The sequence below is a fragment of the Paenibacillus prosopidis genome (genome assembly GCF_003337375.1).
GTDB lineage: Bacteria > Bacillota > Bacilli > Paenibacillales > Paenibacillaceae > Pristimantibacillus > Pristimantibacillus prosopidis.
In genome coordinates this window covers 314,709-336,491 of sequence record NZ_QPJD01000007.1, presented here as the reverse complement: position 1 = coordinate 336,491, position 21,783 = coordinate 314,709, and the positions used below count along the sequence as shown (strand labels likewise).

Genomic DNA, 21,783 nt, shown 5'->3' with positions numbered 1-21,783 from the left:
CTCGTCAGTAGTGTAGATCTACAGCTGGCTGTTTATGCAAAAATGGGGGCGTTTATGGATTCGACGGGGATTGTACGAGCGCGGGTTGCGGGTAGCGGGGAGTCGTCCGCTTCATCAACGCTAAAGCCTATTAAACGGCAAACAACAAAACACTTACGCTGTAGCAGCTTAATAACCTGTTAGCGTGCTCCTACCTAGCATCGCCCATGTGACTAGACTAGGGGCTAACAAGTAGTGGGATACGCCGCTTCGGTCTCCGCCTGGGGTCGACGGAAGAAGATAATCAGGCTGACCCAAAGCATAGCCGGTTACGGGGCGCTGCTCGGGTGACATCAAAACTGTGACTACACCCGTAGAAGCCTGTGTGGCGTGATTTTCGGACAGGGGTTCAAATCCCCTCGCCTCCACCAATATGTAAAACCCCGACCGCAAGAGGTTGGGGTTTTTGCATGCTAGGAGAAGCTAGGGAGTAAACATTACCAGTCCGAAGAGGACAAAGTTGTATCTTATTGGCCTATAGCAGCACCTACATGCTTGATCAGTATATTTTCAATCTCTTTTGCATCATCAGGGTGAAACATATGCGAAGACTTCTCGACCCAGAACAAATGTTTTGATTTCGTCGCATTCAAATGATCAAAGTATGTTTGAACGAGGTTGCCGTAAACATGAACATCTTTACGACCATGAATAAAGTAGATAGGTATATCGATTTTTTTAGAGGACTTTATAAAGTTAACTGTAGAAAAATCTTCGATCATTTGTTGAGTGAAAGAAAATATGAAGCCTTTATAAAATGAATTATAAATGTCCTTAAGCGTATAATCAGGCGAGTGAAGCATAATCTTTACAGCGTCCAAAAGGCTGGGAGGTTGAATCTCTTTATCTTTATAGATCATCGAATTAAATTTCATTAACCACTTTCTCAGCTGGCCCCATTGCTTGAAGCTTTCGATATAGGGTGGTTCTCCTAATCGAGTCAATTCATCAACAGCTTTTTTGTGTCCTCTCTTTTTTGCCTCGTTTATTGCCCATTCCCGACATAATCGGTCGTTTTCAGGCCAATCTACAATCTGAGAAATTCCTATGTAAGCATGTAATTTATCGGGAATTTTTGCTGTAAGAGATAGACCGATAATGCTTCCCCACGAATGTGCAGCAATGACTATTTTATCTTGGTTAAAACGTTTCCTGAGATAATCTACAAGCTCCTCTGCGTCAGAAATGAACTGAGATAGTTTTATTGATTCTTTGGGGATGCTTGGGTGATATGACTTCCCTGTTCCTCTCTGGTCCCAAAAAACAAGTACATAATGTTGAATGAGTTCCTTAGTGGTAGTTGCCACCGTATAATCCCGAGATCTACAGCTTACACCTGGCAGCGGCATGCTTGGACCACCATGTATGAATAGAAGTACAGGTTTATCGATATGTTCGGCTTGAATTAAAATCGATTGTTCAATCCCGCCAATGTTCAATATCTCAACTGTACTGATTCCAGTTCCTGATATTTCAAATTCTCTCTTTCTCGAGAGCAACTTCAAATCGCACACCATCCTTATTATATTTATGGTCAGGACTATTTTACCATACGGGGCGCTGCTCGGGTGACATCAAAACTGTACTACACCCGTAGAAGCCTGTGTGGCGTGATTTTCAGACAGGGGTTCAAATCCCCTCGCCTCCACCAAAACTATGAGAAGAGACACCTAGCGAGGTGTCTCTTTTGCGTATACGAGTCGTAAAAAAGTAAAATTTGCTATTAATGATAATGTGAGGTATAATAAGTATATTGGAATTTGACCTGAAATTCACATATTGCAGAGGGTTATTATTTTAATTACTACTAACCTTGTGCAATATGTGAATTTTTTATTTGTAACCGAATAAGAAAGCTCATGTAAAATTAGGAGGTGTTTCTATGCAAACAGGAACTGTGAAATGGTTTAACGCAGAAAAAGGCTTTGGTTTTATCGAGGTTGAAGGTGGCGAAGACGTATTCGTGCATTTCAGCGCGATTGCAGGAGATGGTTTTAAATCGCTTGATGAAGGCCAAAAAGTGGAATTTAACGTGGTCCAAGGCAACCGAGGACAGCAAGCAGAAAATGTCGTAAAACTGTAGATAAGTTAAAATCCCCAAACCATTGTTTGGGGATTTTTTTATCGAAGAGGTGCTTATAAAGGTTTATAAAGAAGAAGATTTTTCTAAGGGGGAAAGTCCATTGCGTTATTCTTGGAATAGACCGCTAGAAAATTTGCCTGAAGAAATGACCAATATCTGGTCCTGTATGAAAGAAGATTGCAACGGTTGGATAAGGAACAGTTTCTCGTTCAAAGAAATTCCAATATGCTCGCAGTGCAAGTCGTCCATGATCAGCAGCAAAAAAAACCTGCCGATATTAATCTCGTCGGATCAGCAAATAAAATTACACAGGAAGAATCAACGAACAGGTGCAATTTCGTAGTATATGAAGCCTGTGTGGCGTGATTTTCGGACAGGGGTTCAAATCCCCTCGCCTCCTACAAACCATGAGAAAGAGCACTGTATTAGGTGCTCTTTTTGCGTTCAATTGAAAACAAAAAAAGGATGTCGTTTAAATTGACCTTACGCTTTCTTATTAATTAAATTTAAGTACCTATTGTCTCCCGTTTTTACCCACAGAAGAAAATTTTGACGGTTATGAATGATTGTTACTTTTATTTTCTCAACGATCGTTTGCTTTTGTATTATATTATTCACCTCTATTCTGTAATAATGGACCGCCTGTATTCACACTTGTACCATCTAGCGCCATCTGCTGCTCTTTGGTAAAGGTAACTCGTAATTTGGAAAGTCCCGTATGTTCATTGATGTAAATGGCCCTGGACTTACCTTGAATGTCCATGAATAGTTTTGTCCATTCTTCAGGGTTGAACATGTAGTCAGCTCCTTTTTGAAAGCGCTTTTATACTTAAATATTATGTTCTGGAAATGTGGTTAATGCATCACTTTACACTCACTCCTCTGCTGCCATGACGTACCACGTAGTTGAATAACTGGTGCCGCTTACATACTCCAAAAATCGTCTTGCTTGATGTTCGGGTCAATTTTCCTTAGGGCTTGTAAGATTTTCTTCATGGTTCGCCCGCTTGGTATGTGATCCGTTTTATTCGCTAATTTGCTTATTGTGAATTTATTCAGCTTTGTTTCTTTCACGATCCATTCTTGGGGGATGCCTTTTCTATCGAGCCATTCTCCAAAAGGCGTACGCTTTTTCCCGATTCCAAACATGACCAATTCACCTCTATCACTAGCTTGGTCAAATTGTCAGGAGATTATACACTAAAAAGTGTAAACTTGTACTAACTTAACGAATGCCCGAGATCAATCTGTGAATACTATCTTGACCTAATATCAATGAAAGTCTAGAGTCGGTTATAAGATATTGATTTGAGGAGAGGTTGACCATGAAAAATAAAATATGTTTAATTACAGGAGGAAACTCTGGAATTGGCAAGGCGGCGGCTACCCAGCTAGCTATAAAGGGAGCTTCTGTAGTTATATTAAGCCGTAGTAAAGAACGAGGAGAACAAGCTGTAAAGGATATTATATCACTAAGTGGCAATACAAATATAGATTTACTAGTGGCAGACCTAGCTTCTCAAAAATCAGTTCGTAATGCGGTACAAGAATTCAAGAGTAAATACAACAGTTTGCATGTATTAATTAATAATGCGGCGGTTTTTCTACCGAATCGCACCGAAACCGAGGAAGGGATTGAATCAACCTTCGCTATAAACTATTTGTCTCATTTTTTACTTACCGATTTATTAATTGATCTACTTAAATCCAGCGCTCCATCTCGAATTATTAACGTTGCCTCTAAACATAGCGGTATAACCATAAACTATGATGATTTAATGATGACGAAGAAATATTCAGTAATTAAAGCTGTGGGTCCTACTAAACTGGCACTCGTGTTATTTACAAAGGAACTTGCCAAAAGGCTTGATGGTTCTGGCGTAACGGTAAACAGCCTTCATCCTGGTATTGTAAAATCAAACTTACTGAACAATATGCCATGGGTTCTTCGGAAGGTATCCAATTTATTTTCAGTTTCCCCTGAGAAAGGCGCAGAAACAACAGTTTATCTTGCCGCTTCAAAAGACGTAGAGGGAGTTAGCGGTGGTTTTTTTGTAAATTGTAAAAGGGTAAAAACGACTGCAATTGCAGACGATGAGTCTTTGGCATTGAAGCTTTGGAATAAAAGCATGGAATTAATCGGTAAACCAAATGTGTAAATACATGCGTAGAAGCCTATTTGGCATGATTTTCGGACAGGGGTTAGACTCCTACAACCATATATCATGAAGAGCGCCTCATGAGGCGATCTTTTTACATTTTCAGGGCGATTATGTAGTACTTCAACTTTTATAAACACACTGATAGGTATATGCCTTTTAATTCACGGTTTTCGCAGATAAAAGCGAGAAATGATTCCCCATATTTCCGCGCCTGTATAATAAATAGCAGGCAGGAGTACAACCCTGCCCGGCAGCTTTATTTTTCCAATAATCTCAAAGCGGTTCCGACTTCGGAGAGATCCTGCTTCAGCAGCTCCCTTTTGTTTTCATCACGGAAAACGGCGGATGGATGATAGGCAGGCATGATACGGATCCCGTCCTTCTCTTGCCAATCCCCTCGAATCTCTGTAATTTTCGCCTTTCGATCGATGACGGCCTGTACAGCTATGCTCCCGAGGCAGACGATGATCGCCGGACGGACCAGCTCAATTTGCCGGAGCAAAACCGGCAACGCTTCTTTTACCTCCGAGATACGCGGCGTCCGGTTGCCCGGAGGCCTTACTTTGATCACGTTCGTAAGATAAGCCTTCTCTCTGTGAATGTCCGCCTTCAGCAAATATTTGTTCAGCAATCTTCCTGCATTGCCGACAAAAGGTCGGCCGGTCTCAGCTTCATGTTCTCCGGGAGCCTCACCGATGATTAGCAGCCGGGCCTGGTCCGGTCCTTCACCGAACACAAGCAGCTCTCCCTGATCGGGTAAAAAGGAACGCAAACAGAAGGCATGCAAGGCTTTCAAATCTTCGATCGATTGCAAATCCTGGTGAAAAACCGTTTCGATGGTCATATGGAAGCGAGCTCCTTCTCCAGCATCTCCCGAAGCATCTGCCCGTTGATTACAGCCTGTGCCCGGTAGTGGTTGTTCATGCTGATGAACGTTTTTTCTGTTTTCTCTACAAGTTTGCGAATGTTCGGTACCCATTCATTCAATTCGTTTGCGTTGTACAAATAATCGTAACGTTCATAGGCCTCTTTGTGCTGCCACCACTTTTTGTAATTCCGGCCGTGGAACCGGACATAGCCGATCCGGCTGGTTGCCCTGACGACTGGCGGAACGAGCGTTTTGAACTGCGGCTCATCGACGCAAACATATCCGAGTTCTTCTTGTTCAAGCAGGTCGAAAATTTGATCGTTGATCCATTCTTCGTGGCGGAATTCGATGACGACCGGAATATCTCCGATCATTTCCTTGAACTCCTTCAAGTAATCCCGGTTTTCGTCACGGTTCCGGAAGCTGGTCGGAAACTGGGCGAGCACGCACCCGAGCCTTCCTGCTTCGATTAATGGTTTCAGCGCTTCCTTAAAATCGATGAAATGCTGTTCGTTATCCTCCCGCTTGTGCGTCATCCCCCGGTATGCTTTCATGACGAATTGAAAGTGCTCTGGCGTTTTCTCCCGCATGTGATACAGCATAAACCGGTTAGGCATGGCGTAAAAAGAGGAGTTCACCTCGGTAAACGGAAATTCCCGGGCATAAAACGCCAGCATTTCTTTTTTGTCCAAATCTTCCGGGTAAAAATTTCCCCGCCAATCCTCATAGCTGTATCCGGCCGTTCCGATCAGTAGCATAATCATCCTCCAAGCGCCTTGATTTTTTTCGCAACCATATGCATCTTCGAATCCTGCATCCGGATGATGCCTTCGATTAATATGCCCGGAGGATTCAGCTGATATAAGAAAGATTTGTAAGTGCCGGGGTACAAAACCGTTTCGATCATGTCGGTATGATCTTGAATGACGAGCACCAACACGTATTCTCCGTCGGTTGTAGGCTGCCGCCTGCTGTGGATGATCGTTCCGCAAATACGTACCCGGGTATTATCGCGGGAGCGGGACAACGCTTCGATCGGAACAACATTGAAACACTGTGAAAACGCCTTCCATTTCTCGGATACGGAAGAATGCAGCGATAAGCCGAGCAGCGCTTTTTCCGCTTTTCTTTTTTCCGATTCAGTGAAGTCGGATATCGTTTCGAGCTCGATAACGCCGAGATCTTCGGCTGTCGTCAAATTGTGCAAAGCCGCGATCATCTGCCGTCGATTGCCGAACAAACGGTCGCAGGCTCCCGAAGCAATCCAGGCTTCTAATATGGGCCGTTTGATCCGATGCTTTCTCATCCGAGTGACGAATTCTGTAAAAGTACGAAAATCTCCGTCGCGGCTTCGGGAACGGAGCAAAGACATGACTGACTCCGGCCCTGAGCCATGGATTGAATCAATGCCCATGCGGATGCCCTCGTCATCGACATGAAATCCGAACCCGCTGCGGTTGATATCGGGACCAAGAAGCGGGATTCTGAGTTTGGAGAGCTCCCTTAGATACACCTTTTTGTCATAATATCCTCCCTCCCCGCTGAGCAAGGAGGCCATAAATTCTTTAGGATAATGCGTTTTCAAATATACCGTCCAGTAGGACAGATAAGCATAGGAGACACTATGGGCTTTGTTAAAGCTGTAGCCGGCAAACCGGACCAAAAAATCGAATACAGCAAGAGCTTCTTTTTCCGCCACGCCCCGAGCCGCCGCCCCTTTAAAAAAACGCTCCTGGTGGAGCGACAGGGCCTCAACCGATTTTGTCGAAAGCGCCCGTCTGAGAGAATCGGCTTCGCCCATGGAATATCCGGCCACTTCATGAGCAATTGCCATGACTTGCTCCTGATACAGGATCAAGCCGTACGTCGGAGAAAGAATGGGCGCCATTTCGGTTAACGCAATCTCGAATTTTTCTTCTCCCCTGCGCCGGCGTAAATACGTTTCCACGATCCCTACGTTCCATGCACCGGGCCGATACAAGGCGAGTAGGTCGGCCAGATCGCTAATGGAGCATGGCTGCATCCTGCGCATTAAATGGCGGATCCCCATGCTTTCCAGCTGAAAGCATCCGAGCGTATTTCCGCTGCCTATCGTTCGGAACGTTTCGGTATCGTCAAGAGGGATTTGATTCACTTCAATGCTCGTGCCGGTCCGTTCGCGAATCGCAGCCAGCGTATCGTGAATGACCGTCAGATTCCGCAAGCCGAGCAGGTCGATTTTTAATAAGCCGAGCACCTTAATATCTTCTTTGGTGAACGTAGTCATCGGGTCCCCATTAGGCCTCGGGTTTAAAGGAATCGTCCGGAATAATTGTTCATCCCCGAGCAAAATGCCTGAAGGGTGAGCAGAATGATAGTGGGGCAATCCTTCGATGCGTTCGGCCAGTTGAAAAAGCGATCGGAACGGTTCCTTATGGACCGGCAGCTTTTGCAATTCCGGAAGTGTCTGCAGACAGTGGCGGATTCCGCCTTTTCCGGAAAAAGAGGTCATCAGTTTGGCAAGTACGTCGATTTGCTTCTTTGGCATTCCCAAATAGGTCCCGGCTTCCCGGACAGCACCCCGTGTGCCGTACGTGTTCAGCACGCCGATATGCGCAATCCGGTTTGATCCGTACTTTTCTTTGATGTATTGCAGAATCTCATGTCTTCTTCTTTGGCAGACGTCCAAATCGATATCAGGCAAAGAGGGACGATCCGGACTCAAAAAACGTTCGAATGATAGGCCGTAGAGCAGCGGGTTTACTTCCGTAATTCCTAGTAAATAGGCCACCAAACAGCCGGCGGCGGAGCCTCTCCCCGGTCCAATGGGAATACCAAGGTTGCGCGCCGCCTTTACAATATCCCACACGATCAGAAAATAATCGGATAATCCGCGCCTCGTAATGACCTCAAGCTCCCGATTCATTCGCTCTGTGATTCTCTGCCGTTCCGTATCTATGAGAGATCGGGAGTCAAGACGGATTTGCAAACCTTCCCGGCACAAATGGCGTAACACATCATTCGAGCTTCGCGGCTGTTCTGCCGCTTCCGTTCCTTTTGAACCGGGAAAGCTTGGAAGCCTGTATTCTCCCGATTCCAGATGAAACCGGATTCGCTGGGCAATTCGAACCGTATTTTCTAAAGCATCAGGAAGATGACTGAATTTCGCCTGCATTTCGAGCTGGGAAGGGAGGTGAAAAGGTCCTGTCATAGACGGTGAAGCAGAACGCTGCTGAGGTTTTCCATGCTGCAGCAGAGGAAGCAATGAAGCGTCTTCGGGAACGAGGTAATGGACGTCGTGGGTCGCTACTATCGGAATTCCCGTACGGCGGGAAAGCTGAACCGTACGCTCGATACAAACATCGTCGTCCGGAAATCCGTGATTCTGTACCTCGAGATAGAAGTTTTCCTTGCCAAACCGCTTCACATATTGAAGTGCTATCTTCTCAGCCTGATCCATCCGACCGCTTGCGATCAGACGATGAATGGCTCCCGTTCTGCCGCCGCTCAGGGCGATAATATCCCCATGGGAAGCCGGCGAAAGGAATGACCCGATGTTCAAATGCTCGATGATCTGCTGGTAGCCTTGATTCGTAGCGGCCAAAACAATGAGAGAATCTCCCGCATCGCCGTCTTCTATTTCACAGCCGATAATCGGATGGATCCCGTATTGTTCGGCCAGCTCGCGAAATCGGATCGCCCCGTGGATTGCGCCCTTATCGGTGATCGCAAGCGCCTCCATGTTCCACGATTTGGCCGATTGTATCAGGTCATCCAACCGGCATACCGCTTCCATCAAGCTGTATTCCGTATGAACATGCAGATGAACGAAGTTTGTATCGGATTCTTTCATGATAGCCACCTCTTACGTATAGGAACATTTGTTCCATCATACCGGGAGAGAATGACCGTTGTCTATTGGAGGATGTTTCCGTTTATATTTTGTTACTTATTGCTTAGAAACAGGTATAACGTTAGGCTATAGGTTCATAACTTTTTCTACTGCTCAGCCATGACGCCAAGAGGTAAATGCTGAAATAAATCGGTATCGAGAACAGAGGGCTCCAACTATTTTCCTCATAGAACTCCAAATATTCCAATAAAGGCTCCGCGATAATGGTATTGCCGATGGCAAAAAAAACAGCCTTCCAAAACGGAGAGAAGCGGGGCTTGTACTGGATCAAGAACATAACCATAACCGGAAGAACGCAAAAATCATAAGGAATGTACGAGGGAACGAACGGGATCGTATCGATCGGGTAATACCACAAGCCGAGATCTACTCCTATAAAGTCCATCCAGGCGGTCAGAAACATGGTGAAAAAACCGACACCCATTAAACGGGCAGAGCTGTCCTTTTTACGGAAAATGGCCCATAATATCCACGGCAAAAAGGTGAGTACGACGCTTACCCACCATCTCCAAGAAAATACGATTTCCTCGGTCCAGAGGGAAATGTATTGCATGTTTGCTTCGGAATCTTTCATGTAGATTTGTTTAACTTTATCCAAAAACTCATTATCTTTCATATTCGAATCCCCTTTTTGAAGGCTTGCGAATCGGTCTATAATTGTTGGAATATCAATAAAATACCCGGATTTCTTAGAATTAAGTCAGAAATAGTTGTCGTTATGTACGTGAAAGATGGAATAGCGGCGGATTGTGGATTTGCCAAGTCAAGAAAAAAAGAACTGACCGCATATGTCAGTTCTTCTTGTTTTGGCGGGGGAAATAGGGGACAATCCTGAGTGCGGAATACGCTCAGTTACCCTTCCTCGCTTAACCTCGATTCCTTAGCGAGGCGGATAGCCTCTTCCCTGTCGGCGACATGGAGCTTGTTCAGGATATTGGTGATGTAATTGGCCACGGTTTTGCCGCTTAGGCTTAGTTTGCCGGCGATATCAGAGTTGCTGAGTCCTTCGGCCATGAGGTAGATGACCTCGCGTTCTCTTGTGGAGAGTGCCGGAAACCAAACCTCACTTGCTGCAGGACGGGTAGCGGCGAAGTATTCCATCATTTTGGAGGCGATGCCGCTGCTAAAGATCGCTTGGCCGCTGCCGACTGCCCGAATGGCATGGAGCAGTTCGTCTTTGTCCGCATCCTTAGCACGTATCCCTTCGCACCGCTGCGCATGGCCGTAAAAACAGAGGCATCATCCTGAAACATGGTGAGGATGAGGATGTTAATGGAAGGCATGGATTTGTTGATTCGCTGCGTAGCTTCAATACCGTTAAGACCCGGCATCCGGATATCCATGAGAATGACGTCAGGAATTAGGCGTTCGGCCATGGAGACCGCCTCTTCCCCTGATGTTGCTTCCCCTGCGACCTCCATATCGGGTATCGTCAAAAGCAATGTACTCACACCGTGTCGAAAGAGCGGATGATCATCCGCAATCAAGATTCTCAGTTTCTTCATAGGTTTCCTTCCTTTAACCGGAATAAGATAGGGAGATAAGCACGAATGACGGTTCCCCTTGGCCGTTTTTGCTCGATCTTGCAATACCCCCCTAATTCTTCTGCCCGTTCTCTCATCGAAGAAAGCCCGATTCCCCCAGAACGGTGATTATCGGGACCCGGCTGCACGCCGTCCCCATCGTCAGCGATTTCGAGCAGCAAACCTTCAACGCGATCCGCTGCTTCGCTATTCGAAGAAGTGACAGTGGACAGCTTGACTGTGCAGTGCTGGGCATGTGAATGACGTAATACATTGACCATGGCTTCGGTAATGATGCGATAGGCTGCTACTTCGACAGCTGCCGGGAGCGGCGGCAGCGAATGGGGAACGTCCAAATCGATATTAAGCGTTGACACAGGTGATCCGATCTCTCGAACGCGTTCACGGATAGAGCTGATGAGTCCCAATTCGTCCAGCGCCGGAGGGCGCATGTTATAGACCATCTCGCGAATATCGGTTACAGTCGCCCGAATAACCGATCGCAGCTCGGTGAGAATGGTTTTGGTCGTCGCAGGATCTTTCTCCAGCAGGTCTTCGGCGGCCGCTGCCGTCAATGCGATCGCGGCCAGGCGGGGGGCCATGTCATCATGGAGATCACGACGCAGTCTCTTGCGTTCTTCTTCTCTTGCTACAATTAATTGCTCGCGGGATTCCTGCAAAGCCGCAGCCGTAAGCTTTAGATCAAAGGTCACCCGAACATTCTCAACCACGACGCCGGCTTGCCGAACAAGCATATCCAGCAGCTTAAGGTCTGAAGCGGTGAAGGTTTCTCCCGCGGAGCGGGGAGCCGCATGCAAATAGCCCAGCATTTCGCCGCGATGAATCAGCGCCTTCCGATAGCTACCCTCCGCATGTTCGCCGTCCTCGGCAACGATAGCGAGTTCCCCGTTCCTGTACAAGGATATAGCCGCATAAGGCAAGCGTAGGGCAGCCCGAATGGTTTTCACGACGGCTTCAAGGGCGGCCTCGGAAGACAGCGGCTCCTCCAAGCTTTTCCCCAAACGCACCAATACCGAATACGGATCGCCCGTATCTCCGTACATGAGTTTATTAATCCAACGCTGCACCTTTTCCTTCAGAGGAGTGAACGATACGGCTACGATGCTCGTGGCTATCAACGAGGTCCACCATTGGCTGGTCTGAAATGCCTTTCCCAAATACCATACGGATAAGGTATACAACGCGATCACGCTGATCGTGAGGATCCCGTATACAATAGTCCGGTTGACCAGCGGATCGATATCCCAAAGCCTGCTGCGCAGGATGGCGATGCTAAGTGCAATGGGGATGACCAGCATACTGGATTGAATGCCGACTTCCAGGAAGAACATGCCGTAGGGATTGGCCGAGAAAGCATCCAGCCTGGTGAGGAACAATACGGTAAAGCTTAATAACCCCATGATGGCCAGCGCGACTCCGTACACTACCCATTTGGTCTGCTGCCGTTCTAACGGACTCAGCAATTTTCGATAGCGATACACTTGTACATAAAGAATACTGATCATCCACGAGCCGACCCATGGGAGGAATGCCCATGGGGACCACATTTGCAAATCCGCCTTACTCCCGGGGAAAAGAAAATGCGGAATGCCGACGGTCAGGATGCCGGCAAGGAGGTATGGCGTCCATAGAGGCGCAAAGCGGCCGGTTGGAAAGACAAAGAAAAACAATAGAAATGCCGTAAAGCCAAGGGCCGTATTCACACGTAAAAGGATATCGAGCAGCCAATGGTTATCCCTAAGCCCATCCAGAATAGGTGTAAAGGTAATTCCAAGCAGCACCAGCATGAGCGTGCCGAATAACCCCATAAGGCTTCGGGAGTTTTTTATAAACAGGATTCCTGCCGTAGAAATGAACACCCCTCCCACCAGGATATAAAGGACAGTATACGCAAGCGCGTATTGTCCTGGGAGTATGCCTTGCTCTGCGAGCCATGCCGAACCTGGCGGCGGATTATTGAAGGACTTACAGGCTTGGTCGATGCAATGGTCCCGGATTTCCTTATAAAACTCCGGGATGCCGACGATGAATAAACTGACACATTCAAGACAGATCAAGATGACAAACAAGCGAAATCCCTTCATAAGGGTTATATCAATCACTCCCGGTTATATGAGATGTTTTGGAAAAAGTATAACATTGGCCATATACTTCGTAAACCAAGAAGCTTGTCAGGATGTTCCTATTTATTTCCCGAATCCAGGGAATTTCTCGCTCTACCTTTGGGAATGCCGGAGTTGATATGATTCCTTTAGACATTAACCAAGGAGGTAGTTAAATATGTTGCAGGTTCCACAAGGTTTATTAAGAATAAGCGGTTGGTTGCTGCTGATTGCAGGCATTATGGGCTTCACCGGGCAGATTGTCCATCTGGAGGACGTACCGGAATCTTTAGGCCATCTGCCGGAGTTTTTGAAGACGGCCGTCAATACTCACGTCCTTCTGGCTTATGCGTCAACGTTTCTTCTGTTAGGGCTGACGGCGATCTTCCTGCGTCAAGCCGGTAAACTTCCCAAGTGGGGATGGGCGGCACTCCCTCTGTTATTTATCGGACTAATGCTCGAAATTTTCCATGGTCCTGTACAAATTATTGCCTATCCGATTCTATTCGGAGACATCGAAACGGAGGAACAGCTCAAAGTGGTGTCTGACCAGATTACGAATATGGATCCGACAGCTTTTCCGCTCAGCATGCTTGTATTCGTTCCGATCGTTCCGTTTCTGATGCTCGGACTGTTGATTCTGGGACTTTCAACGCTTAAGGCGCGTGTTTTTCCAAAAGCCCTGGGCATCTTTACTTTGGTCGTATTGGTTGTGTGCATTACCGGATTCTTCTTCATGCACCTGCGGGTCTTTACCATCTCATTCGGTTATATTTATCTGTTATTCGGAGCGTTCGGCGCCATGTTGGCGTTCGAAAAGAGGGAGCAGCCTCCGGCATCGTTCACCGCATGAATGGCACTGCGCTTTAAGTCCTATTCACATTCGCTTCTACTTATCCCATGTATCCTTCAAAAGAACTAAAATTTTGAATGTACGATACCGATACAATAATAGTGTGTAGATCACTATCTATTGGGGGAATGACACGTGGAAAAAAGTCCAAAATCATTTATTGCTGCCATACTATTGTGTTTCTTTTTAGGGAGTATTGGAATCCACAGGTTTTATGTGGGGAAAATCGGTACAGGTATATTGCAAATAATTACATTTGGCGGATTGGGAGTATGGGCTTTAATTGACTTCATTATGATTGTAATCGGCAAGTTTACCGACAGTGAAGGCAGAAGAATCACCGCATAAACAACGAGAAAGAGCTCATTGGGGCTCTTTTTTTTGGTACAATTTTAAGAATCAGGAAATGCTAATTGTAATCATCATCTTTAGAGGAGAGATCAGAATGCCGAAAGTGCTTGTTGCTGTTCCGGGAGAAAAATTAAAGATTAATACGGTAACCGAGAGTAAGACGGAGATAAGCGAACTTATCGGCGGTGCACTCGAATGTGTTCAGTTAGGCAGCCATTTCGTATTATATTGCAACCAGGATGGAAATAAGCAAGATCTGGCTGTTAATCCGCATTTTGCGCAAGGGATAATTAAGGGGCCCTTCGTCATAGCAAAGGTGGAACGAGAGGGGAGAAATATAGGGATAGATGAAAATGATATCCAGTTCATTATGAATACATTCATTCGAACTCAATAGGATTGAGTATACAAAAATTCCAACTTTTGTTGACATCCCTATACCAACGAGGTATCATATTTTTACATAAATGTATACGCTTTCATATCTAATAACATATATATTAAAGGGAGAGGTGAAAATGACATATCGCATAAATTATCTGAATATTCTTTCTACTAAGAGGAGGTTGTCATTTAAACAAAGATTTTTGAAAGCGGATTCATTTTCTTGAGGACGGCGAAAGTTTCTAACAGAGAGGTGAGAGCCGAATGCAGAAAAAAGAATGTGTAGCTATGCTGCTTGCAGGCGGTGAAGGTAAAAGACTAAGCCATCTGACGACAAAGCTGGCAAAGCCTGCTGTGCCCTTTGGAGGTAAATACCGGATTATCGATTTCACCTTGAGCAATTGCAGTAATTCAGGAATTCATACGGTTGGGGTACTGACCCAGTATCAGCCGATGGTACTGAATTCCTACATAGGAATCGGCAGTTCATGGGATTTGGACCGGAAAAACGGCGGGGTCACTGTGCTTCCCCCTTTTATGGAACAAAGAGGCGGCAGTTGGTATAAAGGAACGGCGCACGCTATCTACCAGAATATTCATTATCTCGAACAATACGATCCTGAATATGTGCTGGTCATTTCCGGCGATCATGTATATAAAATGAATTATGCCCTCATGCTGCAGCAGCACAAGGAAACAAACGCCGACGCCACCATTGCGGTTATTGAAGTGCCGATACAAGAAGCCAGTCGGTTCGGCATTATGGATGTGGACAAAGACGACCGGATTATAGAGTTCGAGGAGAAACCGAAGCAACCGAAAAATAATCTTGCTTCGATGGGAATCTATATCTTTACCTGGGACGTGTTAAAAAGGAACTTAATCGCCGATGCGCAAAATCCGGCATCAAGCAATGACTTCGGCAAGGACATCATTCCATCGATGCTGGATAGCTGTAAATCGCTTTATGCCTACCGTTTTAACGGATATTGGAAGGATGTCGGAACCGTTGAAAGTCTTTGGGAAGCGCATATGGATCTGCTTTTGGAAAACCCGCCCTTTACGCTTCATGACAGCAAATGGCGGATTTACGCGAAAAACCCGAACAAGCCGCCGCATCATATCGCTTCTACCGGCAAAGTTACAGGTTCCCTGGTGAATGAAGGATGTATGGTATTTGGGGAAGTGGATCATTCCGTTCTGTTTTACGGCGTTCATGTCGGTGAGGGAAGCCTAGTCAAAGATTCGGTCATCATGCCATACGCTCAAATCGGGAAGAACGTCACGATCCGCAAGGCCATAATCGGCTCGGGTACCGTCATCCAAGACGGCGCCCATGTGGGGAGCGCGGACGAATCGGCGGAAATCACCTTAATCGGCGAGAACATGGTCATTTCTTCTCAAATGGTATAGGAGTGATTGCGATGAATAATGTGTTAGGTGTCATTAATCTAAGTATCAACCAGCCGCTCTTGCATGAGCTGACGTACTCACGGGCCACTGCGACGGTACCCTTCGGAGGCAGATACCGCCTGATTGACTTCGTATTGTCCAATATGGTGAATTCAGGAATTAACAATGTGGCGGTACTCGCCCACAACAATTACCGTTCCATCATCGACCATTTGGGATCCGGAAAAGAATGGGATTTGGATAGAAAATACCGTGGGCTGTTCATTTTGCCTCCCAACAACAGTCATGCCCCGGGCTTTAACGGCGATTTGCAAAATTTTTATGGTTCTCTTGAATATTTTGAACGGAGCATTGAAGAATTCGTAGTCGTTTCAAGCAGTCACATGATCTGCAATATCAACTATACCGAAGCGGTGGAGAACCACCAAAGGACAAATGCGGATATCACCGTCATCTACAAGGAAATGGACGATGAAAGCGGGGATTTCTCTAACCTTATTACGTTGGATATAGCCGAGAATGGACGGGTCGAACGCATGACAGAGAACCGGCTGACGAAAAAAAGCAACAAAGTGTACATGCGAATGATCATCATTAAGAAAGAGCTGCTGATTGATTTGGTCAAAAAAAGCGTGAATCAAAACTACTACGATTTGGTGCGGCATGTAATAATCCGGAATCTGAACGAATTGAAAGTATACGGCTACGAATATAAAGGATATTTAGCCATCATCAATTCCGTCCAAAATTATTATAAATACAGCAAGGAACTATTGAATCCTGAGGTATGGCAGTCTCTCTTCTACCAGCCTGGCTTGATTTACACCAAAATTAAGGACGAACCGCCCGCCAGATACGCCCAGAGCGCCAACGTGACAAATTCACAGGTGGCAAACGGCTGTATCATTGAGGGAACCGTGGAAAACAGCATTTTGTTCCGGGGGGTCCGAATCGGAAAAGGGGCGGTTGTCAGGAACAGCATTCTGATGCAGAAATGCGTGATCGAGGAGGATACTACTCTGGATCACGTCATTCTAGATAAAGAGGTATATGTCACAAGCGGTAACAAGCTGGAAGGGGATGAAATGTCGCCTACGGTTTTCACTAAGAAAAGCAGGATTTAAATAAATCAGGAAAAAGGCACCTTATGAGGTGCCTTTTTTGCGGAAAATTGTGATTGTCCTGGTGCTGCACTATTGAAGTGTGGTGTTCTGGTAAGGGAACTGAGATGAATAGTTATTGAACTGCTGGTACGCTTGATCAAGCTTCTGCTGCTGCTCCGCCTCTAATTTATAGTGGCCCTGCTTAAACATCAATTCGAAAAATTCATATTGGCACTGATGCGTCTCGTTCAAAATCGTCATAATATCTTGGTGCAGATAAGAATGACTTGCCTCTCTTGCCGATATGTTAAAGCTGTCGGTTAAGTACTTTTCCGTTGCCAAAATGTCATTGACACGGTCGCGGTCATTCATTTCCGGACCTTTAACCTGAGGCTCATTAGACGGTTTTGGATTTTGAATCGCTTGCGAAGCTTGATTTTGATTCATTTGAGGATCCTCCTTTTACTATTGGATTTGCGGAACTTTTTTCATTTCCTCTATATTGTTGTTTTGCAAGTGCTTTAACAATAGTTGGTAATGCCGTTGATGCATTTGTCCCGCTTTGTCGATGGCTTGTTTTATTTCGGGATTGGTGCTTTCTTGAGCGTAGTGCCGGCACTTTTTCATGGCTAAGAGCTCCCACGACAATTGGTCCTTTAAAAATTGGTAGTCTTTCGTCGTAATCACTTGCGGCGGCTGCATCATGACAGCTTGCTGCTGTTGTTGGCCCTGAGCTTGATTTTGCTGCATGTCATTTATCTCCTTTATTCAATATATTAAACGAGAGCTCCGGCATTCTGAACCGTCTTTAACGCTTGTTCGAAATCGGCTTCATCGATAACGATCGTAAGAACGGTGTCTTTTCCGGTAACTTTATTGTCGGGCCCTCCTGCGCTCATGCCGCTAGCACTAACGCTGGCGGCAGCTAATACTCCGGCATCCCGGTCGTTGAAATCGCCGCCTAAGGTTAGATAACCGAGGCTTGGAACATCCCCGGTTATCGGGTTCGAAATATGATCGCTTCCGCTACCGGGGTAGGCGTTAACCCGGTCAATGGATGTATCAATAAGATTCAACCCCTGAAGCTGCTGCAGTGCTTCCTTCGCCTGTTCGGGACTGTTGAAGAAAGCAAGTATATTTTTCTCAGCCATTCATCTTACCTCCCATTCTCAAATTCCTCAATAGCTTGAACTTCGTCCAACATAACTATGCATGATTTGAATATAATTCAAGAAAAAAACGCAATCTACATGGGTCTGCTTTTATAGGTAAAGGGGGTGTTATCCATGGCAGAGCAGCATAACCAAGCGTCTAAAGCAGAAGTGCAGACGACCAAATTGAATAAAATGCCTGCGGCAAATCAAGAGGATACGGAGTTTGCCGTAGAGCCCGCTGAGGAAGCGGCTGAAGCATTTCAACAAAACCAAAGAACAGCAACCAATGAAGAATAATTGCCGGTGGCATAAAAACATCAATTGAATACAAAGGATTGAAACTCAAATGAATGACAGGGAATTGGAAAAATATGTGCCCGTAACGAGCCGTAATGAACGCTATGATGAATCCCGCATCGTCGAAGACGGAAATGAACCAATCAAAGATCCGGACGTTGATGCGATCGCGGCGGTCAAAGGCCATATTGAAAGACAGGACCTGGAAGGTACCGAATTCGGCTCGGAAGAGGAACTTTCGGGCGACGAAGAACAATGCCGCGAGCTTGAATAAGCAGAGAGAAGAAGACACCTGTAAGGGTGTCTTTTTTATATGTGACTAACTATCAATTTCCACGAGATGTAAATAAGTAATGCTGTTGCGTTGGTTAATGTGGTGGTATGATTATTTTAAACCTTCTGCTTTAAGGAGCTCAATTGGATGAGTAAATTACTATACGATGTAAGATGGGGGCCTTTATGATAGGCTATTTCAAAGATTTATTATTGAACATTTTCATAATCTTTACCCCACTGTTTTTTTATCCTTATATACATAAAACCAAAAGCAGAATTCTATTATACCGGTTTTTGTTGTATATTCTCTTTTCAATAGCCATTATTTCAACGATGTCATTTCCGATACATCTTAATGGACTAATCTATGATTTCCGTTCGATCCCATTGATAATCGGTTCTTTGTATGGAGGGTTACCGGTTTCCATTTTATTATATCTCACTGTTCTTTTATGCCGTCATTTTCTTGGAAGTCCAAACGAATTCATTTATATTGCTGCCTTATTGCCTAGTTTTGTCTTATTCGTCTTTGTTTATAAAGTGTACAGTTCTTTAAAATTAACTTACAAAATAATCGTATCGGTTATTTTATGTTCGCTTATTAAACTGATAACCTTTACAATATATCTCTCATGGACGGGTAGAACCGAACTATTATTCGATAAACCGCTAGCAACCTTGGAGACATATGTATTGCAAGGAATCATTGTTGGTCTATGCGTGTATGTAATTGAATTTCTAAACAAATATTTTCACATGCAAGAAGAGGTTATCAAAAGCGAGAAAATGAAAATTGTTGGCGATATGGCCGCTTCCGTAGCTCATGAGATTCGCAACCCGCTTACAACCGTAAGGGGTTTTATCGAATTGCTGGGAACGGCATATTTAGATAAAGAGAAGAAGGATTTTTACAAAAGAATATGCTTTGAGGAATTAGACCGTGCGCAGCTTATTATTACTGATTATCTCTCGCTTGCAAAACCGGATCCTGAAGTGATTGAAAAAATTAATATTAATGACGAAATCAGTTATTTATCGAATGTTCTTCTGACTTATGCGAATTACAATAATATACAAATAAATGAAACCAAATTGAAAGACAACTCGCTTATTATTGTCGGAGACAGATATAAATTTCGGCAGGCTTTAATTAATATTGGCAAGAATGCTATTGAGGCTATGCAGGGCGGCGGTGTTTTAGAGCTTAAGACTAATAAATCGAATGATCATGTTGTGATTGTCATCAGTGATACGGGTAACGGTATGACTTCAGAGCAAATCAAACGGCTTGGAACCCCCTATTACTCCACAAAGGAAAAAGGGACCGGACTCGGAACCATGGTTTCATTCGGTATCATAAAAAAGATGAATGGAAAAATCGAAATTAAAAGTGAAATAGGAAAAGGCACGGAATTTAAACTTATTTTCCCGAATAGATGACATTAGCTTCTCTCCTCCAGCACAAAAACCCCGACCTGTAAGAGGTCAGGGTTTTTGTGCGTTTATTTCTATGCATTATGCTTTTTATTTTTCTTTATTGCTATTGCAATCGTAAGAGCTAGACCGCCCCACAGAAAGACCGCACCGAACAGAAACATGCCAATCGCCGCTCCACTCATGAACGGGACACCTCCTGTTTATAATCTGTTTTCCATTTGAACGCGTATGCGAGGCAAAATGCGATTAACAGAGTCATACCGACCATTATCCAACCGAATATAAGCAGCGCATGAAACGGGTAGCCTTCGTACGCTTCCGAGAATTCAAATTGGAAGTTCTTGACGGTCATGAATAGCAATACGATCGGGGTCATGCCCATAATCATCACGTTCCACCAAACGCCTACGCGGAAGTCGGAAACCAGGTTGTTATCCTCCCGAATGCGTGTTATGTTAGCGAACCAGCCAATAAGGATCACTTCCAGCAGGCCTGCAATGACAATACCAAAGTTATTAATGAAATGGTCCACGATATCAAGCAGCACCGCACCGGCTCCGGTTGTATAAATAATGCTAATGAGCGCGCAAATGCCGATGACCCAATTCACGGCTGCTTTACGGGTCAAACGGAATTTATCCATCAAGGCAGCAATCAACACTTCAATGATGGAGATCAAAGACGTATAACCGGCAATGATGAGCGACAGGAAAAAGAGCGCTCCGAACAAACCGTTTAGTACAGGGAAGGCGTTAATGATTTTTGGAAATACGACAAAAGCAAGACCGACGCCTGCATCAGCCACATCTTTCACATCGCTGCCTGAGGACACCGCCATAAAGCCAATCGCTGCAAATACGCCGATTGCGGCAAGAAACTCGAATCCGCTGTTGCTGAAGGCCATAATAAATGCGCTGTTGTTAACTTCCTGTTTCTTATTGAGATAGCTGCTGTAGGTGATCATAATCGCAAACGCAACCGAAAGACTAAAGAAAATTTGCCCATAGGCCGCCATCCATACTCTATGCCATTCCGGATTTGTGCCCCCGAGAAATTCCGGCAGTATTTTTCCGAAATTCGGCGTGAACAGGTGATTTAAGCCTACAGCCGCACCCGGCAGCGTAACTGCACGGATAACAAACAAGATCATGATAACAAACAGAATAGGGATAAAAAGTTTACTAACCTTCTCAATGCCTTTCTTTACGCCGCGGTAGAGCACATAATACGTCCCTGCCCATACAGCGATTAGGGGGATCAGAATATGCCACTGCAAGCCTCCGAAATTCCATCCTGTTTCCGTTACAACATCGTCGGGTACCCCTAAATAGGTACCAAACAAAAATGCCTCCGTATCCTCTCCCCAGCTCAAGTTGAACGAGTAGAAGAAATAGCTGATCGCCCAAGCAATAATCGCCACATAATAGGTCGTAATGACAAAACAAATCAGAACCTGCCACCAGCCGAGCCACTCGAACTTACGGGATAGCCTGCTCAGTGACAACGGCGCGGATCCTCGTCCTGTCCGCCCGATTCCGAATTCCAACAGCAGATCGGAATTCCTGCCGTTATTAATGCGAAGAAGTACGGGATTAAAAATGCCCCTCCTCCATTGTCGTATACTACGTACGGAAACCTCCAGATGTTGCCCAGACCGACCGCAGAACCGATTGCAGCCAGTATGAAACCTGCCCGGGAGCCCCACTGTTCACGTTGTTCTTCCAATTAGTTATCACTTCCTTATTTAATGAATATAAAAACGTCATATGAGATTATAACATGATATTCTTTATATTGAACCTATTAAACGCTTTTATAATCATTG

25 protein-coding genes, 1 other RNA gene and 2 pseudogenes are annotated in these 21,783 nt (G+C 45.2%); 13 read left to right on the top strand and 15 right to left on the bottom strand.

Translation table 11 applies throughout. The features are described 5' to 3' along the window. Positions 1 to 44: 44 nt before the first annotated feature. Positions 45 to 410, top strand: a transfer-messenger RNA (tmRNA) gene (ssrA, locus tag DFP97_RS13430). Positions 411 to 506: 96 nt separating this feature from the next. Here the strand turns inward: ssrA and DFP97_RS13425 are convergent. Then, positions 507 to 1,544: an alpha/beta hydrolase gene (locus tag DFP97_RS13425; RefSeq protein WP_245976198.1), complete on the bottom strand. Its 1,038-nt coding sequence runs from the start codon at positions 1,542 to 1,544 to the stop codon at positions 507 to 509. A gap of 377 nt (positions 1,545 to 1,921) precedes the next feature. Between DFP97_RS13425 and DFP97_RS13420 the strand changes: the two genes are divergently transcribed. After that, a complete protein-coding gene (locus DFP97_RS13420; protein WP_114380526.1) occupies positions 1,922 to 2,122 on the top strand; it encodes a cold-shock protein in 201 nt (66 codons plus the stop codon). 49 nt (positions 2,123 to 2,171) lie between these two features. Beyond that, positions 2,172 to 2,465 carry a cold-shock protein gene (locus tag DFP97_RS31915; protein ID WP_281270968.1) on the top strand — a complete coding sequence of 98 codons (294 nt, stop codon included), beginning with the start codon at positions 2,172 to 2,174 and terminating at the stop codon, positions 2,463 to 2,465. A 267-nt stretch (positions 2,466 to 2,732) separates the two neighbouring features. On the opposite strand, the gene DFP97_RS13410 is transcribed toward DFP97_RS31915, so the two are convergent. After that, complete coding sequence (locus DFP97_RS13410) at positions 2,733 to 2,918, bottom strand: hypothetical protein (protein ID WP_114380522.1); 186 nt, start codon at positions 2,916 to 2,918, stop codon at positions 2,733 to 2,735. 128 nt (positions 2,919 to 3,046) lie between these two features. Beyond that, positions 3,047 to 3,271 carry a transcriptional regulator gene (locus DFP97_RS13405; protein WP_114380520.1) on the bottom strand — a complete coding sequence of 75 codons (225 nt, stop codon included), beginning with the start codon at positions 3,269 to 3,271 and terminating at the stop codon, positions 3,047 to 3,049. 176 nt (positions 3,272 to 3,447) lie between these two features. On the opposite strand from DFP97_RS13405, the gene DFP97_RS13400 reads away from it, so the two are divergent. After that, entirely contained in the window at positions 3,448 to 4,281 is an 834-nt protein-coding gene (locus tag DFP97_RS13400) for an SDR family oxidoreductase (RefSeq protein ID WP_114380518.1), read from the top strand. 259 nt (positions 4,282 to 4,540) lie between these two features. Here DFP97_RS13400 and DFP97_RS13395 read toward each other — a convergent pair whose 3' ends face one another. From DFP97_RS13395 to DFP97_RS13370, 7 genes are all read right to left on the bottom strand, one after another. Next, positions 4,541 to 5,128, bottom strand: a complete 588-nt coding sequence (locus tag DFP97_RS13395; protein WP_114380516.1) for a uracil-DNA glycosylase — start codon at positions 5,126 to 5,128, stop codon at positions 4,541 to 4,543. Next, positions 5,125 to 5,910, bottom strand: a complete 786-nt coding sequence (locus DFP97_RS13390) for a DUF72 domain-containing protein (protein ID WP_114380514.1) — start codon at positions 5,908 to 5,910, stop codon at positions 5,125 to 5,127. Before DFP97_RS13390 ends, DFP97_RS13395 begins: the two co-directional genes overlap by 4 nt. Before the next feature lie 2 nt (positions 5,911 to 5,912). Then, entirely contained in the window at positions 5,913 to 8,984 is a 3,072-nt protein-coding gene (locus tag DFP97_RS13385) for a DNA polymerase III subunit alpha (protein WP_114380512.1), read from the bottom strand. Between the two features lie 121 nt (positions 8,985 to 9,105). Next, positions 9,106 to 9,660, bottom strand: coding sequence for a CBO0543 family protein (locus DFP97_RS13380; RefSeq protein WP_114380510.1), 555 nt, complete (start codon positions 9,658 to 9,660; stop codon positions 9,106 to 9,108). 236 nt (positions 9,661 to 9,896) lie between these two features. Then, the gene (locus tag DFP97_RS31520; RefSeq protein WP_245976196.1) at positions 9,897 to 10,148 is read right to left on the bottom strand and encodes a response regulator transcription factor; all 252 of its coding nucleotides are present in this window, start codon (positions 10,146 to 10,148) and stop codon (positions 9,897 to 9,899) included. Then, positions 10,145 to 10,549 (bottom strand): response regulator, encoded by a 405-nt coding sequence (locus DFP97_RS31515; protein ID WP_245976194.1) that lies wholly within the window; start codon positions 10,547 to 10,549, stop codon positions 10,145 to 10,147. Before DFP97_RS31515 ends, DFP97_RS31520 begins: the two co-directional genes overlap by 4 nt. Beyond that, positions 10,546 to 12,657 carry a sensor histidine kinase gene (locus DFP97_RS13370; RefSeq protein WP_245976192.1) on the bottom strand — a complete coding sequence of 704 codons (2,112 nt, stop codon included), beginning with the start codon at positions 12,655 to 12,657 and terminating at the stop codon, positions 10,546 to 10,548. Before DFP97_RS13370 ends, DFP97_RS31515 begins: the two co-directional genes overlap by 4 nt. 211 nt (positions 12,658 to 12,868) lie before the next feature. Between DFP97_RS13370 and DFP97_RS13365 the strand changes: the two genes are divergently transcribed. From DFP97_RS13365 to glgD, 5 genes are all read left to right on the top strand, one after another. Continuing rightward, positions 12,869 to 13,543: a hypothetical protein gene (locus tag DFP97_RS13365; RefSeq protein ID WP_114380507.1), complete on the top strand. Its 675-nt coding sequence runs from the start codon at positions 12,869 to 12,871 to the stop codon at positions 13,541 to 13,543. A gap of 135 nt (positions 13,544 to 13,678) precedes the next feature. Further along, positions 13,679 to 13,891 carry a TM2 domain-containing protein gene (locus DFP97_RS13360; RefSeq protein WP_114380506.1) on the top strand — a complete coding sequence of 71 codons (213 nt, stop codon included), beginning with the start codon at positions 13,679 to 13,681 and terminating at the stop codon, positions 13,889 to 13,891. Positions 13,892 to 13,988: 97 nt separating this feature from the next. Further along, positions 13,989 to 14,291, top strand: a complete 303-nt coding sequence (locus DFP97_RS13355) for a DUF3846 domain-containing protein (protein ID WP_181873505.1) — start codon at positions 13,989 to 13,991, stop codon at positions 14,289 to 14,291. Between the two features lie 251 nt (positions 14,292 to 14,542). After that, a complete protein-coding gene (locus DFP97_RS13350; protein WP_114380501.1) occupies positions 14,543 to 15,691 on the top strand; it encodes a glucose-1-phosphate adenylyltransferase in 1,149 nt (382 codons plus the stop codon). An 11-nt stretch (positions 15,692 to 15,702) separates the two neighbouring features. After that, a complete protein-coding gene (gene glgD / locus DFP97_RS13345) occupies positions 15,703 to 16,815 on the top strand; it encodes a glucose-1-phosphate adenylyltransferase subunit GlgD (RefSeq protein ID WP_114380499.1) in 1,113 nt (370 codons plus the stop codon). Positions 16,816 to 16,884: 69 nt separating this feature from the next. Here the strand turns inward: glgD and DFP97_RS13340 are convergent, their stop codons facing one another. Genes DFP97_RS13340 through DFP97_RS13330 form a run of 3 tightly spaced genes read right to left on the bottom strand, consistent with a single transcriptional unit; the run spans position 16,885 to position 17,945 of the window. Beyond that, positions 16,885 to 17,241, bottom strand: a complete 357-nt coding sequence (locus tag DFP97_RS13340) for a spore coat protein (protein WP_114380497.1) — start codon at positions 17,239 to 17,241, stop codon at positions 16,885 to 16,887. A gap of 18 nt (positions 17,242 to 17,259) precedes the next feature. Further along, entirely contained in the window at positions 17,260 to 17,544 is a 285-nt protein-coding gene (locus DFP97_RS13335) for a ferritin-like domain-containing protein (protein WP_114380495.1), read from the bottom strand. A gap of 26 nt (positions 17,545 to 17,570) precedes the next feature. After that, positions 17,571 to 17,945: a hypothetical protein gene (locus DFP97_RS13330; protein ID WP_114380493.1), complete on the bottom strand. Its 375-nt coding sequence runs from the start codon at positions 17,943 to 17,945 to the stop codon at positions 17,571 to 17,573. Positions 17,946 to 18,080: 135 nt separating this feature from the next. Between DFP97_RS13330 and DFP97_RS30745 the strand changes: the two genes are divergently transcribed. The 4 genes and pseudogenes from DFP97_RS30745 to DFP97_RS31510 all read left to right on the top strand — a co-directional run bounded on the left by DFP97_RS30745 (position 18,081) and on the right by DFP97_RS31510 (position 19,961). Then, positions 18,081 to 18,245, top strand: coding sequence for a hypothetical protein (locus DFP97_RS30745; protein ID WP_181873504.1), 165 nt, complete (start codon positions 18,081 to 18,083; stop codon positions 18,243 to 18,245). A 49-nt stretch (positions 18,246 to 18,294) separates the two neighbouring features. After that, on the top strand, positions 18,295 to 18,519 hold the full coding sequence (locus DFP97_RS13325) for a hypothetical protein (RefSeq protein WP_114380491.1): 225 nt from the start codon (positions 18,295 to 18,297) through the stop codon (positions 18,517 to 18,519). A gap of 173 nt (positions 18,520 to 18,692) precedes the next feature. Further along, positions 18,693 to 19,133, top strand: a pseudogene (locus DFP97_RS32270) (LytS/YhcK type 5TM receptor domain-containing protein); the annotation flags it as partial. An 81-nt stretch (positions 19,134 to 19,214) separates the two neighbouring features. After that, positions 19,215 to 19,961, top strand: a complete 747-nt coding sequence (locus DFP97_RS31510; RefSeq protein WP_245976190.1) for an ATP-binding protein — start codon at positions 19,215 to 19,217, stop codon at positions 19,959 to 19,961. 68 nt (positions 19,962 to 20,029) lie between these two features. On the opposite strand, the gene DFP97_RS13315 is transcribed toward DFP97_RS31510, so the two are convergent. Both DFP97_RS13315 and DFP97_RS13310 read right to left on the bottom strand, forming a co-directional pair. After that, positions 20,030 to 20,140: a MetS family NSS transporter small subunit gene (locus tag DFP97_RS13315; protein WP_114380487.1), complete on the bottom strand. Its 111-nt coding sequence runs from the start codon at positions 20,138 to 20,140 to the stop codon at positions 20,030 to 20,032. Further along, positions 20,137 to 21,683: pseudogene (locus DFP97_RS13310) on the bottom strand (sodium-dependent transporter). Before DFP97_RS13310 ends, DFP97_RS13315 begins: the two are co-directional and overlap by 4 nt. Positions 21,684 to 21,783 lie beyond the last annotated feature (100 nt).

Excerpts from the sequence above, each read along its gene's own strand:
- DFP97_RS13420 (WP_114380526.1), top strand. The coding sequence starts at position 1,922 with ATGCAAACAGGAACTGTGAAATGGTTTAACGCAGAAAAAGGCTTTGGT.
- DFP97_RS13410 (WP_114380522.1), bottom strand. The coding sequence starts at position 2,918 with ATGTTCAACCCTGAAGAATGGACAAAACTATTCATGGACATTCAAGGT.
- DFP97_RS13405 (WP_114380520.1), bottom strand. The coding sequence starts at position 3,271 with ATGTTTGGAATCGGGAAAAAGCGTACGCCTTTTGGAGAATGGCTCGAT.
- DFP97_RS13400 (WP_114380518.1), top strand. The coding sequence starts at position 3,448 with ATGAAAAATAAAATATGTTTAATTACAGGAGGAAACTCTGGAATTGGC.
- DFP97_RS13395 (WP_114380516.1), bottom strand. The coding sequence starts at position 5,128 with ATGACCATCGAAACGGTTTTTCACCAGGATTTGCAATCGATCGAAGAT.
- DFP97_RS13390 (WP_114380514.1), bottom strand. The coding sequence starts at position 5,910 with ATGCTACTGATCGGAACGGCCGGATACAGCTATGAGGATTGGCGGGGA.
- DFP97_RS13385 (WP_114380512.1), bottom strand. The coding sequence starts at position 8,984 with ATGAAAGAATCCGATACAAACTTCGTTCATCTGCATGTTCATACGGAA.
- DFP97_RS13380 (WP_114380510.1), bottom strand. The coding sequence starts at position 9,660 with ATGAAAGATAATGAGTTTTTGGATAAAGTTAAACAAATCTACATGAAA.
- DFP97_RS31520 (WP_245976196.1), bottom strand. The coding sequence starts at position 10,148 with ATGATGGAATACTTCGCCGCTACCCGTCCTGCAGCAAGTGAGGTTTGG.
- DFP97_RS31515 (WP_245976194.1), bottom strand. The coding sequence starts at position 10,549 with ATGAAGAAACTGAGAATCTTGATTGCGGATGATCATCCGCTCTTTCGA.
- DFP97_RS13365 (WP_114380507.1), top strand. The coding sequence starts at position 12,869 with ATGTTGCAGGTTCCACAAGGTTTATTAAGAATAAGCGGTTGGTTGCTG.
- DFP97_RS13355 (WP_181873505.1), top strand. The coding sequence starts at position 13,989 with ATGCCGAAAGTGCTTGTTGCTGTTCCGGGAGAAAAATTAAAGATTAAT.
- DFP97_RS13350 (WP_114380501.1), top strand. The coding sequence starts at position 14,543 with ATGCAGAAAAAAGAATGTGTAGCTATGCTGCTTGCAGGCGGTGAAGGT.
- glgD (WP_114380499.1), top strand. The coding sequence starts at position 15,703 with ATGAATAATGTGTTAGGTGTCATTAATCTAAGTATCAACCAGCCGCTC.
- DFP97_RS13340 (WP_114380497.1), bottom strand. The coding sequence starts at position 17,241 with ATGAATCAAAATCAAGCTTCGCAAGCGATTCAAAATCCAAAACCGTCT.
- DFP97_RS13335 (WP_114380495.1), bottom strand. The coding sequence starts at position 17,544 with ATGCAGCAAAATCAAGCTCAGGGCCAACAACAGCAGCAAGCTGTCATG.
- DFP97_RS13330 (WP_114380493.1), bottom strand. The coding sequence starts at position 17,945 with ATGGCTGAGAAAAATATACTTGCTTTCTTCAACAGTCCCGAACAGGCG.
- DFP97_RS30745 (WP_181873504.1), top strand. The coding sequence starts at position 18,081 with ATGGCAGAGCAGCATAACCAAGCGTCTAAAGCAGAAGTGCAGACGACC.
- DFP97_RS13325 (WP_114380491.1), top strand. The coding sequence starts at position 18,295 with ATGAATGACAGGGAATTGGAAAAATATGTGCCCGTAACGAGCCGTAAT.
- DFP97_RS13315 (WP_114380487.1), bottom strand. The coding sequence starts at position 20,140 with ATGAGTGGAGCGGCGATTGGCATGTTTCTGTTCGGTGCGGTCTTTCTG.